Genomic DNA, 13,582 nt, shown 5'->3' with positions numbered 1-13,582 from the left:
CAACGAGATTTATAATATCATAGAACATTCGAAAGTGGCAACTACTTTTTTGAAAAAAATCTATTATTTTTTTCCTACATAAAAAAACAAGCCTCCGTGACCGGAGGCTTGTTTGCTGCAAATTCTTAGTTAGCGCGGTATACACTGCGGATGACGTTCGTTTGTGAACGGTCGGGACCGACAGAGAAAATAGAAAGCGGAATACCTGTCAGCTGAGATACGCGTTCCAGATAATGGCGCGCATTTTCAGGAAGATCGCTTAATGTTTTTGCGCCTGTGATATCTTCCGTCCAGCCAGGCATTTCTTCATATACCGGTTCACACTCTGCGAGAGCTTTCAGACTTGCCGGGAATTCTTCAATCACTTCACCTTTGTAGCGGTAAGCGACACAGATTTTCAATGTTTCAATGCCAGTCAGCACATCGATTGAATTCAGAGAAAGATCTGTGATTCCGCTGACGCGGCGGGCATGGCGGACAACAACGCTGTCAAACCAGCCGACACGGCGCGGACGGCCTGTCGTTGTGCCGTATTCGCGTCCGACTTCACGGATTTGATCCCCGATTTCATCTTTCAGCTCAGTCGGGAAAGGACCGTCACCGACACGGGTTGTGTACGCTTTAGATACACCGACGACGTGCTGGATTTTTGTCGGGCCTACGCCTGAACCGATCGTCACCCCTCCGGCGACCGGGTTGGATGAAGTGACAAACGGGTATGTCCCTTGGTCAATATCAAGCATAACCCCTTGAGCGCCTTCAAATAAAACGCGGCGGCCTTCATCCAGCGCGTCATTTAAGACGACGGATGTATCGCATACATACTTTTTAATCTGCTGGCCGTATTCATAATACTCATCCAGAATATCTTCAATTTTGAAGCCTTCCGTTTCATACATTTTTTCAAGCAGACGGTTTTTCTCTTCAAGGTTCCGTTCAAGCTTTTCTGCAAACACGTCACGATCTAGCAGGTCTGCGATCCGGATGCCGATCCGCGCCGCTTTGTCCATATAAGCAGGTCCGATGCCTTTTTTCGTTGTGCCGATCTTGTTGGCCCCTTTGCGTTCTTCCTCTACTTCATCCAGTTTCAGATGGTATGGAAGAATGACGTGGGCTCTGTTGCTGATTCTCAAGTTATCCGTGCTCACATTGCGTTCATGAAGATACGCAAGCTCCGTTATGAGCGCTTTCGGATCAACAACCATTCCGTTCCCGATGACACACGCTTTTTCTTTATAAAAAATTCCTGATGGGATTAAATGAAGCTTGTACGTGACGCCATCAAACTTGATGGTATGTCCTGCATTGTTTCCGCCTTGATAACGTGCGATCACTTCTGCATTTTCTGATAGGAAGTCTGTAATTTTACCTTTTCCTTCATCGCCCCACTGCGTACCTACTACGACTACTGAAGACATATATCCGTGCACCTCCGTTAACCTTTCAAAACGATATCTCATTCAAACAAATTAAGTGTATCAGTGCCGAAACAGAAAGTCAATCGTAAATCCGAACATTAAAATCTTATCAATCTATATTTGTTCGCCTTAAACATGATTAAAAGCGTTTTCTCTTTCATTTACTATCTATTACTCCTGAAACTTTCATGCTTTAACAAGAAAAAGAACCCGTAATCAGGGTTCTTCAGACAGTCATTTATATGCCGCTTGTATTCATCAGGACGACCCGCCAGCCGTCAGGATCTTCGATGGTCACGCCTTTTTCTTCCCAGTACGGGTTTTCGGGTGCTTTCTCCTCATATCCCATCTGCTTTAATTTCGTGCTGATGCGAATGACCTCCTGCTGATCCTGGATGTAAAAGACAAGCAGGCTGTCGCCGTGCGGAACGGGCGCCGGCTGAGACGCGCCGGTTTCTTCGGTGAATTCTAAGTGATATTGCGTATGGGGCAGGCCGAACATGACACCGCTGTAGCCTCTATGTCCGGAAAAGCTGCCGACCCTCTTCAGCCCGAGGCCCTCTTCATAAAACCTGATGATTTCTTTGAGCTGTCCGGTCGGCCGGGCAATCCGGATTTGCGCCGCTTGAAATTGCGGAAATTCAATTGTCATCATCATCCCTCCCTTAATCCCATTATATAAAAGCGCTTTCTTTTTTTCGTCTGCCGAACGGACGGCATTCTCTCATTCTTTCGAATGAAAAAAAGCCTCAAGACATTGCTTGAGGCTTTACGCACCTGCCGGAACACCGCCGTCATCAAAGCGCCTTTCCAGGTTTACGAACTTATTGTATTCTTTCACAAAAGCCAGTGAGACGGTGCCCACCGGGCCGTTACGCTGTTTGGCGATAATGATCTCGATGATGTTTTTGTTTTCGGATTCTTTATCATAGTAATCATCACGATACAGGAAGGCGACGATGTCGGCATCCTGCTCAATACTTCCCGACTCACGGATATCTGACATCATCGGACGTTTATCCTGCCGCTGCTCAACACCCCGGGAGAGCTGAGACAGAGCGATGACCGGGACTTCAAGCTCCCGCGCCAGCGCTTTTAGCGCCCGTGAAATTTCCGATACCTCTTGCTGGCGGTTGTCGCTTGAACGGCCGCTTCCCTGAATGAGCTGCAAGTAGTCAATTAAAATCATGCCCAATCCGTTTTCCTGCTTCAGCCGGCGGCATTTTGAACGGATTTCGCTGACGCGGATGCCGGGGGTGTCATCTATAAAGATACCGCTGTTTGACAGGCTTCCCATCGCCATCGTCAGCTTGCCCCAATCTTCTTCCGTCAGATTTCCCGTTCTGAGATTTTGGGCATTAATATTCCCTTCGGCGCAGAGCATACGCATGACAAGCTGCTCGGCACCCATCTCAAGACTGAATATCGCGACGCTCTCATCCGTTTTGGTGGCCACGTTTTGCGCAATATTTAAGGCGAACGCCGTTTTCCCCACAGACGGACGGGCCGCGACAATGATCAAATCATTCCGCTGAAACCCCGCTGTCATCCGGTCAAGCTCGATAAAACCGGTCGGAATCCCGGTAATATCGCCTTTCCGGTTGTGAAGCTGCTCAATGTTGTCGTATGTTTGCACAAGCACGTCTTTAATATTTTGGAAGGCGCCCGAATTTTTTCGCTGCGCGACCTCCATAATCGTTTTTTCCGCATCGCTTAATAAATCTTCAACTTCATCCTCGCGCGTATACCCGTCTTGAGCAATCGAGGTCGCCGTTCTGATTAAACGGCGGAGAATGGATTTTTCCTCAACGATTTTCGCGTAATATTCTATATTAGCCGCTGTCGGAACGGAATTCGCGATGTCCGTCAGGTAAGAGACGCCTCCCACCTCTTCTAACAAATCGGTATTCGCAAGCTCTGACGTTACCGTGACCAAATCAACCGGTTCACCGCGGTCTCCGAGCACGAGCATGGCATTGTAAATTTTTTGATGTGACATTCTGTAGAAATCATCCGGAATCAACACTTCAGAAGCCAGTGTCAACGCAGACGGCTGTAAAAAAACAGCACCTAACACGGCCTGCTCAGCTTCTATGTTTTGCGGCGGCAGCCGATCATTCAGAAGGTCTGTCATGCTAAGCACCGTCCTCTCCTTAAAAAATATCCAAACTCCATTTTACCATTTCTCATGAAAAAGAATAGAAAAATATCACTTTCCCTGTATTTGTCAAACGGCGGCTGCGTGTTTCACCATTCCGAATGCCGGGAAACTGATAAATAAATCGAAACCGGGAGGTAAGAAGGATGAAAACATATGCAGTAACACCCAGTGTTGATGCGGACGGATGGTTTGTGAAGGTGGAAAATGTGGCGCCGACGGCTCTTTATACATCGAAGGACGCGGCGATCGAGAAAGCGGAGCAGACGGCTAAAGAGAACAGCCCGTCTAAGCTTGTCATTTATGATCAGCATAAAAACATTGAAGAAGAACGGTCCTTTTAAGAAAAGCCTTCGCCCGAGCGAGGGCTTTTCTTATTCAATGAAACGGATGTGCAGCACCGTCTGCGCCATGAGATCGGCCGTTTTTTGATACAGCTCCCATTCTTCACAGGCGGCGAATACTTTCATCATGTCCTGCAATGTCTGTTTCAGTATGATAAATTCGTCAATTGTCCGCAGTTCTGCGGCTTTTTTCTGATAATCAGCCAGCTTCAGCTGTAATAACATCAATGGCGATTGCATAAAAAACCTCCCCCATTCTGTTATAAAGCCCCGCTTTTCAAACCTCCATTCCTTTGTCATATCCTCTTACGATAGATTTCTGATTTTAGTACAATAAAGAAACGGAAGGAGTGATCACATGAAACCGCTGCAAATTTCCGCCGAAACGGCGCAAAAACTCGCAGAATCACTGAATATGCCGCTTGAGAGAATCATGCACATGCCTCAGCACATTCTGCTTGCCAAATTAGCTGAAATCCAAAAAGAGAACGATCACAAATAAAGGCTGCTCTCTCATATATATGTGCGGGAGGCGGAAGCGATGGCTTTCCGCCTCTTTTTTCGTGGAGAAATTTTTGGTAAAACAGTCTCACAGCTGAAAAAACTTGTTGACGAAGGAAAAGTGAAATATTTCTTATTATCCGGAAACAATTCAGGCAACACAAAGCTTGTCTCATGGATTAAAAAGAACGGCACAAAAATCTCAGCTGACCAATACAGCACCGAAAAAAACAAGCTCAGCCCGGCAAGGAATGACAGGCGGCCCGGGCGGACAAAGTCAGCAGACTCTGTATGAGATGAAAAAATAGCTCGGAAAGAGGCTGGATAGTTAAACACCGGCCTCTTTATTTTGCTCTTTAAGCACCTGCCATGCGGCGCAGGTATCATTCAGAAAAATGATTGATAAATCCTTTCTATTTTTGAAACCATCAGTTCCTGACGCAGATGCCGGCCCGCATAAGAGCGCGCTTCTTTTCCAAGCCGTTCCCTGAGAGACTGATCCGTAATCAGCATTACGAGAGCATCAGCAAGCTCGCGGCTGTTGCCGGGCTGACAGATAAGCCCTGTGTCCTCATGCCGGATCATCTCAGGGATTCCTCCGCAGTCAGTTGCAACAATGGCTTGACCTGAGAACATCGCTTCAATGATCGCTATAGGGAAATTATCATTCAATGTCGGCAGGACAAATATAGATGATTCAGCCAAAAGCGCCGGCACATCACGTCGTTTTCCGAGGAAAAACACATTCGAGAGGCCCAGTTTCCGTTTCTTTTCTTCCAGAAACCCTCTCATGTTGCCGTCTCCGATGATCCATATATCGACTCCGGATAAATGGTGCCGGATGTGTGCGAGAGCGTCCAGCAGCACATCATGTCCTTTTCGCTCGGTCAGACGGGAAACGCACGCAATCACGAGCTTTTCAGCACGCTTTGGCTCAGGGGCATCCTGAATGTGAATACCGGTATGAACAGTCGTCAGCTGAGTCTCCTTCGCTCCGTACTCCAGCAAGGGCTCGTGAAAGGAGTTGCTGATTGTAATGATTTTATCCGAAGCCCGAATACCCTGCCTTTCTATTTCACTGAAATATGCCTCTTCTATTGAACCCTTTTGGATTTTATGAAACTTCATCCGGCTTTTCGTAAAATGTCCGTGCGGCGTGAAAAAAAGAGGACGCCGATACGTTTGATTAAGGTATCCCAGCAAAAATACCGCAAATAAATCCTGCGCGTGAAACAGGTCATATTGTTCTAAGTCTTTCTCCTTCAAAAATCTTTGAAAGACATGTAAATAGCTGAGATTCTTCACAAACTTTTCATTTACGGCGCCGTATCTGCCAACAAGAAACGCTCTGATCTCGTCAGCGGCCCGCGGGATATCTTCCTGAAAAAAAGTTGGCGGCATTTGGAGCGGCGAGATGACATCCGCCTGATGACCGATGCGCTCAAAACCGGTCTTAATTGACGTGATATAACTCGCCAACCCTCCGACATTCGGGTAACGGAGAAAGGTTGCGTACAGAATACGCAATGGCTTTTTTCGTTTGGGGGAGCTTTTTCCTTCCGCACAGAACGAATACAGCATCTCTGGCTCACTTTGATGTTCGATCCCGTAAAATTGATCCATGACGCGCAATAAGGCTGGAGGCACCAGACCGTTCGGCTTGCCGATCTCTTCTCTCAAATCCGCTCCCCCTCTCTCAAACTTATAATCCTAATTCCCGTCCCCATTTTGACACTTTGTCAACATGATACGGCAGCAGTTCCCCTCCCCGATTGTCGAAGATTCTCCGCAATTGGGTATGAAGCCCTTTCTCAAGTGTTCTCTGCAAATAAGCCATTTTATAAAGCGTCATAGGAGGGGTCTGAAAATGAATGCCCCGCTTTTTCATTTCTTTCGTATACACTTTTACGCAATACGTCCGAATATCTTCTGCATGCCGGCTCCAATCTTTTCTGAAGCCAAGCAGAATTTCGACCAGCACCGTCATATCAAACCAAACCGGCGCGTATTTTGCGGATTCCCAATCGATGAATTGAATATCCCACGGTTCATGTCCGGACGCATCGTGGGTGCAGATATTCTGCATATGAAGATCACCGTGTGTGATGGCTGAGCCGTTTTGTATCAATTCAGGGAAAAAATCCGGCCCCTCCTGCTCAAGCAAGTTTGTGATTTGCCGATAATGAGGCTTCACGATATCTTTTGTACGCTCATCTTTAAGAGCTCTATCCAAAAATTCCGCTGTCTTTTTGATCTGCTTTTTACTCCCTTTTCTCATGGTTTCCGATTTGTATACCGGCAGCCACGACCGCCATTTACCGTCAGAAATATTCTTGTTTTCAAAGGTGCGGCTGTGCAGTTCTGCGACAGAAGGAATAATATACTTGAAATGCTTCGGGTGAAATGTAAGCTGTCCCCTGATCTGACTGACAAACTCCATAAATATCCACGTTTCATGGTCACTTTCTTCTATATGATAGATGTCCGGCAGCAAATCCCCTAAAACAGAACGGGCTTTCCCGTATATATTAATCTCGACCTTATTTTTTTCACGGGAAGATTTATATACCTTCAATATCAGCGGAACAGTGCCGGATTTTTTCTTTACAGACAGTTTATAAATGGCGCTTCTGTCCGTCGATTTCAGGCACGTGATGTCATCCGGATTCACCGCGGCCCTTTCACCGAACGAATACGACAGTTTTTCGTCAATTCTCATTTTTTGAAATGCGCCATACAAAATCTCCTTTTCATACATGCCGATCTTCCTTCCGCTTCCGTTTCCAGCTGTTTTTGAGATGAGACCAAGTGTTTCTGATAAATGGCATCGGGTCATTCCAAGCAAAAAGAGCGTACTCTTTTTTTCCTTTACACCCTTTCCAAAAATCCCGGAACGTCATTTCTCCTCTTTTTCGTTTCTTCAAAAACGTTAAGAAGTAACGCACCTCATAAATCCAGTTGATTCCGTCTTTTTGTTCGAGCTGGGGCTTCACATGTTGTCCGGTCAAATACAGATAGTACATGTAAACGAAATGAACGCCTGCCGGTTCTGTCAGGCTATGGCTGAGCCAAAAGCGCGGATTAATTTCGATAAACTTGTAAACATTGTCCCGGGGATCCTTTTTAAATTCCGCCATGCCTACTCCCTTCAGCTGAATCGCTTCAAAAAACGGCAGGGTCTTCTCGATTAAATCAGGAAGCCGTTTGCTGACGACGTGGGCCCCCGCGCCAAAATCTGCAGGGAATTGATGGTTCTTTTGCAGAGAGAATAAGCCCATTAATTTCATTTGGTCATCATAAAAAGTGGCGACTTTATAGAAACACTGGTTGTCTCCGGGGATGATCTCCTGCACGAGCAGTTCTCCATTTTCTCTGTAGGAGCTGAACTCCTTGCGCAATTGTGCGGCATCCTTCATTACAATTGCTTTTTTGTTTACTTTTTTTCTGTATTCATGGCCGGCCACCGGTTTTAAAATACACGGGAAGTCAATATTGGCGATGGCCTCTTCCAGCTCATCCTGGTTGTTCGGAAAAAAGGTTTTCGGGCAGGGGATGTTATGCTTGACCGCTAATTCATATGCTTTGCTTTTATCTAAAACCGTTTCTAACAGAGAGTGGCTCGGAAGCAAAAATAAAAAAAAACCGGCTAATGTCTCGCGGAATTTAGATATAAATCCCGCATAATCATCAGATCCTGCGTACAGAACCGGCTTTGCTTGGAATCGCTTCCCGAAATCAGTCAGAAATGTCAGCAGTTCTTCCTCTTGTGTTAAAGGGCTGGGACATATCCCGCAATCTGCCAATCTTGATTTTCCGATACGATAAGGTCCCTCCGTGTCAAATGCGTAAACATCGATTCCTCTTCGGGCCAGACTGCGAATGATCCCAATCCCGTTTGCACTGAAATCAAGTACAACGGCTGCATGTTCATGTTTCATGATCTCCCTCCGAGCTGTTGGTATTTTGATAAATCGATTCGATATTTTTTATCATCGTCTCACTGCTTAAATATTTCTCCGCGTAGGCCTTTGCGTTTGAAGCAGCTATCTTCCGCGCAGATTTGTTAGTGATAAAAAACGCTAAAGCCCGGGCAAGAACCTTTGCATTTCCCGGCTCGACAATAAGCCCCGTTTTGTTATGGCGGATCAGATCCGGAATACCCCCGCAATCGGTCGCGATGATAGCCGTGCCACTGAACATCGCTTCAATAATCGAAATAGGCAGACTATCATTAATGGTCGGCAGTACGAATATGTCCGTCATATTCAAAATAGCGGGAACATCATCTCTTTTTCCTAAAAAGGAAACCATAGACAGATTCAGCTTTCGAGCCTGTTCCTCTAAGGCGCTCCTCATCTCTCCGTCGCCCGCGATCAGCACTTCAACATGCTCAAGTACATCAGATGGAATTCTCGAAAGTGCGTCCAGTAAATATTTGTGACCTTTTCTCGGGCCTAATCTTGCAATACACGAGATGATGAGCTTATTTTTCGGTACCGGGATTTTTCTTTTCCCGCCTGTTTTGGCATCGTAATCGATTCCTGTGATCACCGTTGTCATGTCTTCCTGTTCGGCTCCGAGCTTCATGAGCGGGCTGCGGAACGTATCGCTGATAATAATCAGGCGATCTGCGTATTCAATCGCTTTCATCTCTAATTTTTTATAATAAATCTCTTCTACCGAGCCTTTTTTAAAGATGTGAAATTTAAGTCTGTTGAAAGTGAACATGCCATGCGGTGTGAAAAATAAAGGTTTTTTATAGATTTGATTGAACCTGCCTAACATATTGGCTGTAAATAAATCTTGAGCGTGGAACACATCATATCTTTCCAAATGAATCTTCTGAAGCATTTGCTCGTATATAAACATCAGCCGACTATTTTTCAAAATATGATCGTTATAATCCCCATATCTGTCTTTAAAGAAATCTTTTAATTTCGGAACAACAGCCGCCCGCAGTTCTTTTACCTGTGCGGACGGAAACAGATTAGGGGATATGACATCCACCTTATGACCTCTCTTTTTCAGGCCTTCACTAAGCGTTTTAATATAGTTTGATAAACCGCCCGTGTGCGGGTAGTCCCAAAACGTGGCAATCAAAATGGATAACTTCTTTTTTTTCCTGTATACCGGCGGAATTTGATCTGCATGTTTCATCTGTGTCTTTATGGCTTTCTGTTTTTGCGGGCGCGTTTTGACCCCGTAGTAGCGGTCAAGCGTCTGGATCATATACGGGTAGGGGACGGAAAATGTCTTGTTCATTTCCAGATCCTCCGCACGACTTCAAAAGCTTCAGCGTATTCCACACCCGCCGTCATCCCTCTGACTTTTCCTAAATGTTTTACGCCTTCATATGAACGGGGATGAGGGTAATCCCTCATTTCTACGTCATAGTGGTGAAGCGCCGCGAGTTTGGCATCCATTGTGTCTGTGATGTTAACGAAGTAATTAGGCTTGAAGAGTTTATCAGCCGTATTTCTCTCCCACTCGCTTGAAGATAGCGTTTCAAACGTAAGCAGTTCGATAGGCTTTTGATTCGGAAGCGGTCTGGCGGCTGTTAAAACTGCTTGGAATGTTCTCTGGTGGTCCATATTGATATCGCCGTAATGATGTGTAAAGATTTTATCAGGCTGATAGACGCGAATGAGCTGCTCTAATTCTTTAACAAGCTTATGAAGAGGGATACATTCCAGCTCTAAATTCGTGTGCTCCAAAAAGATGACTTTCTCAATTCCAAGCTCTTGATTCGCGCGTTCGCCTAATTGTTTAATATGATGAGCTTCTTCTTTTCTTCCTAATGCCGTAATAACGGAAATCACTTTATATCCTTCATTGATCAGCCGTTTTATGGTGCCCGCTGATCCCAATAGTTCATCATCGGGATGAGCGCCGATAACCATAATGTATTCTGCCATTTTTTCCACACTCCACCAAACAAATGTTACAAATATCATATGACGACCCTAAAAAAAGGAAACTTACATGTGCGGATTTTCAGAAACTTACATGTGCGGCTGCCATTCCAGGTAACGTGACGGATTTAATTTTTTTATAGTGTTCAAAAACTCATCCGCCAAGCCGTATTTGTCCAGTCCTTTTAATAGTTTTACGGGAAACCGGGTAATGGCGGAAAAAGCTCTTTTATGGTCGATAACTTTAAGATTGCCGTATTCATTGATCAGAATGTGCCTGATTTCGGCATCCCATCTGGTAAAACCGATTTTCTTTAATTCATCCAGCATATTTAAAATATCAGCAGTCAGCTTGACGGACAGGGATTTTTCTTGTTTGATATGGCGGGCAAGAGAGGTGCCTTGGACATATTCCATCACAATATAACGATCTCCGTATTCATACAATCTTGGAATCACCGGGGAACCTTGTCCGGTCTTTAAAGCTGCCAATTCCTTCTTGCATGTCCCTTTTTCAAAGAAGTACTTTACGCATTTGTTGTGTGTTAAGCGATAGACTTCCCCGTCTTTTCCGTCACCGATCAACGGATAGTGCTCCAGCGCCTTTTTATTCTCCGGATTATTAAAATATGTTTCAGAAAAAAATCGTTTCATACCGACACATCCTTCGTTATGATGTAATATAATATGCACTCTGGTGATGATCGGCAATGAAACAATCTCATCATTTTCTTGCGCTGCACCGTCTGCTGACATGAAAAAAACCCGCCGGATCGGCGGGTTTTTCATTGGGTATTACGCTTCTTCTTTTACGTGAACCTTCAGCACAGCCTGAACTTCAGGGTGCAGCTTTACAGGGACGTTTGTATATCCCAGTGTGCGGATACCGTCTTGGAGCTCCAGTTTCCGTTTATCCACTTTAATCTTATGCGTTTTTTGCAGCGCTTCTGCAATTTGTTTGCTTGTGACAGATCCGAATAGACGGCCGCCTTCACCGGATTTGGCACTCAGCTCAACAGTCAGCTGTTCAAGCGTTTCTTTCAAATCTTTCGCTCTTTCAAGCTCGGCAATCGCTTCTTTTTTCTCTTTTTCTTTCTGTCCTTTCAATGCGCTGATGTTTGTCGCATTTGCTTCGACAGCGAGGCCTTTTTTAATGAGAAAGTTATGTGCATAACCGTCTGCTACGTTTTTCATTTCGCCTTTTTTTCCTTTACCTTTTACATCTTGTAAGAAAATAACCTTCATCTCTGAACGCCTCCCTCAAAATATTCATCAATGGCTTCCTTCAGCCGGACGAGCGCTTCTGAGACAGAAATGCCCGATAACTGGGTTGCCGCATTGGTTAAATGCCCTCCGCCATCCAGCGCCTCCATAATAATCTGCACATTGACCTCGCCCAGCGATCTCGCACTGATGCACACCGTATGCTCATCCCGTCTGGCTACCGCAAATGAAGCTTCCACTTCACTCATCGATAAGAGGGAATCAGCCGCCTGCGCAATCAGCACCTGGTCAAAGTACTCCTCTTCGTTCTCAGGAAGAGAAGCAATCGCGATATGTTCTTTATAAAGAGACGTATGCTGGATCAGCTTCGCCCGTTTGATATAAGAACCGACGGATTCTTTGAGAACTTTCTGCACCAGAACCGTATCTGCGCCTTTCGCTCTCAAATAAGAAGCGGCGTCGAACGTCCGCGAGCCCGTGCGAAGGGAAAAGCTCTTCGTATCCACTATTATACCAGCTAACAGGGCCGTCGCTTCAATCATATTGATTTTGAGCCGCTTCGGCTGGTATTCAAGCAGCTCCGTCACGAGTTCTGCGGTGGATGAAGCGTATGGCTCCATATAAACGAGCAGCGGGTCTTTAATAAATTCCTCGCCTCTGCGGTGGTGGTCAATCACAACGATGTGCTCGATTTTGTTCACGAGACGCTCTTCCATCACAAGGGATGGTTTATGTGTATCAACGACGACAAGCAGCGTGTCATCATTTGAAATTTCCATCGCCTCTTCCGGCGTGATGAACCGCGACCACAGCTCTTCATATTTTTTAATTTCTTCAATCAGGCGCTGAACGCTTGATCCGATCTGGTTCGGATCAATGACGATGTAGCCTTCTTTGCCGTTGGCCTGCGCCACCTTCAATATTCCGATTGCGGCTCCGACCGCGTCCATATCAGGAAATTTGTGCCCCATAATAATGACATTGCTGCTTTCTGAGACAATTTCCTTGAGCGCGTGAGAAATCACCCGGGCGCGCACCCTTGTGCGCTTCTCCATCGGATTCGTTTTGCCGCCGTAAAATTTCACCTTGCCGTTCGGCATTTTGATCGCCACTTGGTCGCCTCCGCGGCCGAGAGCCAAATCGAGGCTGGACTGCGCCAGATCTCCAAGCTCCTTCAAGGAAGAAACCGATGCGCCGATCCCGATGCTGAGGGTCAAAGATACAGTGTGAACGGATGTTTTTTCTCGGATTTCATCCAAAATCGAAAATTTCGCGTTTTCAAGCTCCGTTAAAATGTGTTCATTTAACACCGCGATAAACCGCTCCGAGGACGTCCGTTTCAGAAAAATGCCGTACTCCTGCGCCCACGCATTTAATAATGAGGTGACCTGGCTGTTCATCGTGCTTCTCGTTTGGTCGTCCAGCCCCTGTGTGACGTCATCATAGTTATCTAAAAAGATATATGCCAGCACGGTTCTCTCATTTTCGTACTGCTTTTCAATCTGAATCTGTTCTGTCACATCAAAGAAATAAAGCAGGCGCTCATCTCTTTTAATCACTACTTTAAACTTCCGCTCATTCAAGGTGATCGTTTCCGAATCGACCTCCTGCTTGATCAGCGGCACGACGGCCTCGCATGTGTCATACAGCGAGCGTCCGACGAGCGTGCTTTCATTAAAACAGGAAGACAAAAACGGATTCGCCCACTCAATGTAATATTGATCATTAAACAGCATAATCCCGATAGGCATTTCCATTAATGCCTCTTCGCCTACTTTTTTCAATCTATACGATAACGTGGAGATATAATCGTCAATTTCTTTTCTGATCAGAGAATCCGCACGCTTAATGAAAAACAAGATCACGGCGAGCAGCACAACGCCGATGGCTCCTATCAGCCAGTTAAAGTAAATGCTGATGAGGATTATGATGATTGACAATGCAATCAATGCATAGATGGGATACCGAAACAACGGTTTTTCATAAAAACTAGGCATTTCTATCAACTCCCCACCTGTAAGTCAC

At 45.7% G+C, this 13,582-nt stretch carries 14 protein-coding genes and 1 pseudogene; 3 read left to right on the top strand and 12 right to left on the bottom strand.

Features of this window, described 5'->3' with window-relative positions; genetic code table 11:
* Positions 1–125: 125 nt before the first annotated feature.
* From purA to dnaB, 3 genes are all read right to left on the bottom strand, one after another.
* Positions 126–1,418 carry an adenylosuccinate synthase gene (gene purA, locus SB724_RS13105; protein WP_012118894.1) on the bottom strand — a complete coding sequence of 431 codons (1,293 nt, stop codon included), beginning with the start codon at positions 1,416–1,418 and terminating at the stop codon, positions 126–128.
* Between the two features lie 238 nt (positions 1,419–1,656).
* A complete protein-coding gene (locus tag SB724_RS13100; protein ID WP_044802318.1) occupies positions 1,657–2,070 on the bottom strand; it encodes a VOC family protein in 414 nt (137 codons plus the stop codon).
* Positions 2,071–2,187: 117 nt separating this feature from the next.
* Complete coding sequence (gene dnaB, locus SB724_RS13095) at positions 2,188–3,552, bottom strand: replicative DNA helicase (RefSeq protein ID WP_004393100.1); 1,365 nt, start codon at positions 3,550–3,552, stop codon at positions 2,188–2,190.
* 170 nt (positions 3,553–3,722) lie between these two features.
* Between dnaB and SB724_RS13090 the strand changes: the two genes are divergently transcribed.
* Entirely contained in the window at positions 3,723–3,920 is a 198-nt protein-coding gene (locus SB724_RS13090) for a DUF2188 domain-containing protein (protein WP_007407900.1), read from the top strand.
* 30 nt (positions 3,921–3,950) lie between these two features.
* Here SB724_RS13090 and SB724_RS13085 read toward each other — a convergent pair whose 3' ends face one another.
* Positions 3,951–4,160 (bottom strand): hypothetical protein, encoded by a 210-nt coding sequence (locus SB724_RS13085; RefSeq protein ID WP_015418617.1) that lies wholly within the window; start codon positions 4,158–4,160, stop codon positions 3,951–3,953.
* 118 nt (positions 4,161–4,278) lie between these two features.
* On the opposite strand from SB724_RS13085, the gene SB724_RS13080 reads away from it, so the two are divergent.
* Positions 4,279–4,422 (top strand): YycC family protein, encoded by a 144-nt coding sequence (locus SB724_RS13080; RefSeq protein WP_014306172.1) that lies wholly within the window; start codon positions 4,279–4,281, stop codon positions 4,420–4,422.
* 81 nt (positions 4,423–4,503) lie between these two features.
* Positions 4,504–4,729: pseudogene (locus SB724_RS13075) on the top strand (mannosyltransferase YkcB-related protein); the annotation flags it as partial.
* 79 nt (positions 4,730–4,808) lie between these two features.
* On the opposite strand, the gene SB724_RS13070 reads toward SB724_RS13075, so the two are convergent.
* The 8 genes from SB724_RS13070 to SB724_RS13035 all read right to left on the bottom strand — a co-directional run bounded on the left by SB724_RS13070 (position 4,809) and on the right by SB724_RS13035 (position 13,554).
* Positions 4,809–6,101, bottom strand: a complete 1,293-nt coding sequence (locus SB724_RS13070; protein WP_410571440.1) for a glycosyltransferase family 4 protein — start codon at positions 6,099–6,101, stop codon at positions 4,809–4,811.
* 22 nt (positions 6,102–6,123) lie between these two features.
* Positions 6,124–7,179, bottom strand: coding sequence for a phosphotransferase (locus tag SB724_RS13065; protein WP_410571438.1), 1,056 nt, complete (start codon positions 7,177–7,179; stop codon positions 6,124–6,126).
* Positions 7,172–8,359 carry a carboxylate--amine ligase gene (locus SB724_RS13060; protein ID WP_007614989.1) on the bottom strand — a complete coding sequence of 396 codons (1,188 nt, stop codon included), beginning with the start codon at positions 8,357–8,359 and terminating at the stop codon, positions 7,172–7,174. Before SB724_RS13060 ends, SB724_RS13065 begins: the two co-directional genes overlap by 8 nt.
* Positions 8,349–9,683, bottom strand: a complete 1,335-nt coding sequence (locus SB724_RS13055; RefSeq protein WP_410571436.1) for a glycosyltransferase family 4 protein — start codon at positions 9,681–9,683, stop codon at positions 8,349–8,351. The genes SB724_RS13060 and SB724_RS13055 overlap by 11 nt, the downstream gene beginning before the upstream one ends.
* Positions 9,680–10,336, bottom strand: a complete 657-nt coding sequence (locus SB724_RS13050) for a PIG-L deacetylase family protein (RefSeq protein WP_007407908.1) — start codon at positions 10,334–10,336, stop codon at positions 9,680–9,682. Before SB724_RS13050 ends, SB724_RS13055 begins: the two co-directional genes overlap by 4 nt.
* Positions 10,337–10,423: 87 nt before the next feature.
* A complete protein-coding gene (locus SB724_RS13045) occupies positions 10,424–11,122 on the bottom strand; it encodes a kinase (RefSeq protein WP_410571434.1) in 699 nt (232 codons plus the stop codon).
* 6 nt (positions 11,123–11,128) lie between these two features.
* Positions 11,129–11,578: a 50S ribosomal protein L9 gene (gene rplI, locus SB724_RS13040; protein ID WP_004393063.1), complete on the bottom strand. Its 450-nt coding sequence runs from the start codon at positions 11,576–11,578 to the stop codon at positions 11,129–11,131.
* A complete protein-coding gene (locus SB724_RS13035) occupies positions 11,575–13,554 on the bottom strand; it encodes a DHH family phosphoesterase (protein WP_007407911.1) in 1,980 nt (659 codons plus the stop codon). Before SB724_RS13035 ends, rplI begins: the two co-directional genes overlap by 4 nt.
* Positions 13,555–13,582 lie beyond the last annotated feature (28 nt).

The sequence above is a fragment of the Bacillus sp. SIMBA_031 genome, assembly GCF_046535225.1.
Classification (GTDB): Bacteria; Bacillota; Bacilli; order Bacillales; family Bacillaceae; genus Bacillus; species Bacillus velezensis.
Note: the sequence above shows the minus strand (reverse complement) of the source record. Positions and strands in the feature narration are given on the sequence as shown.

Bases quoted from the DNA above. Each gene is read 5' to 3' on its own strand.
- SB724_RS13085 (WP_015418617.1), bottom strand. From the start codon at position 4,160: ATGCAATCGCCATTGATGTTATTACAGCTGAAGCTGGCTGATTATCAG.
- SB724_RS13065 (WP_410571438.1), bottom strand. From the start codon at position 7,179: ATGTATGAAAAGGAGATTTTGTATGGCGCATTTCAAAAAATGAGAATT.
- SB724_RS13050 (WP_007407908.1), bottom strand. From the start codon at position 10,336: ATGGCAGAATACATTATGGTTATCGGCGCTCATCCCGATGATGAACTA.
- SB724_RS13035 (WP_007407911.1), bottom strand. From the start codon at position 13,554: ATGCCTAGTTTTTATGAAAAACCGTTGTTTCGGTATCCCATCTATGCA.
- SB724_RS13100 (WP_044802318.1), bottom strand. From the start codon at position 2,070: ATGACAATTGAATTTCCGCAATTTCAAGCGGCGCAAATCCGGATTGCC.
- SB724_RS13055 (WP_410571436.1), bottom strand. From the start codon at position 9,683: ATGAACAAGACATTTTCCGTCCCCTACCCGTATATGATCCAGACGCTT.
- purA (WP_012118894.1), bottom strand. From the start codon at position 1,418: ATGTCTTCAGTAGTCGTAGTAGGTACGCAGTGGGGCGATGAAGGAAAA.
- SB724_RS13090 (WP_007407900.1), top strand. From the start codon at position 3,723: ATGAAAACATATGCAGTAACACCCAGTGTTGATGCGGACGGATGGTTT.
- rplI (WP_004393063.1), bottom strand. From the start codon at position 11,578: ATGAAGGTTATTTTCTTACAAGATGTAAAAGGTAAAGGAAAAAAAGGC.
- SB724_RS13060 (WP_007614989.1), bottom strand. From the start codon at position 8,359: ATGAAACATGAACATGCAGCCGTTGTACTTGATTTCAGTGCAAACGGG.
- SB724_RS13045 (WP_410571434.1), bottom strand. From the start codon at position 11,122: ATGAAAAACCCGCCGATCCGGCGGGTTTTTTTCATGTCAGCAGACGGT.
- SB724_RS13080 (WP_014306172.1), top strand. From the start codon at position 4,279: ATGAAACCGCTGCAAATTTCCGCCGAAACGGCGCAAAAACTCGCAGAA.
- dnaB (WP_004393100.1), bottom strand. From the start codon at position 3,552: ATGACAGACCTTCTGAATGATCGGCTGCCGCCGCAAAACATAGAAGCT.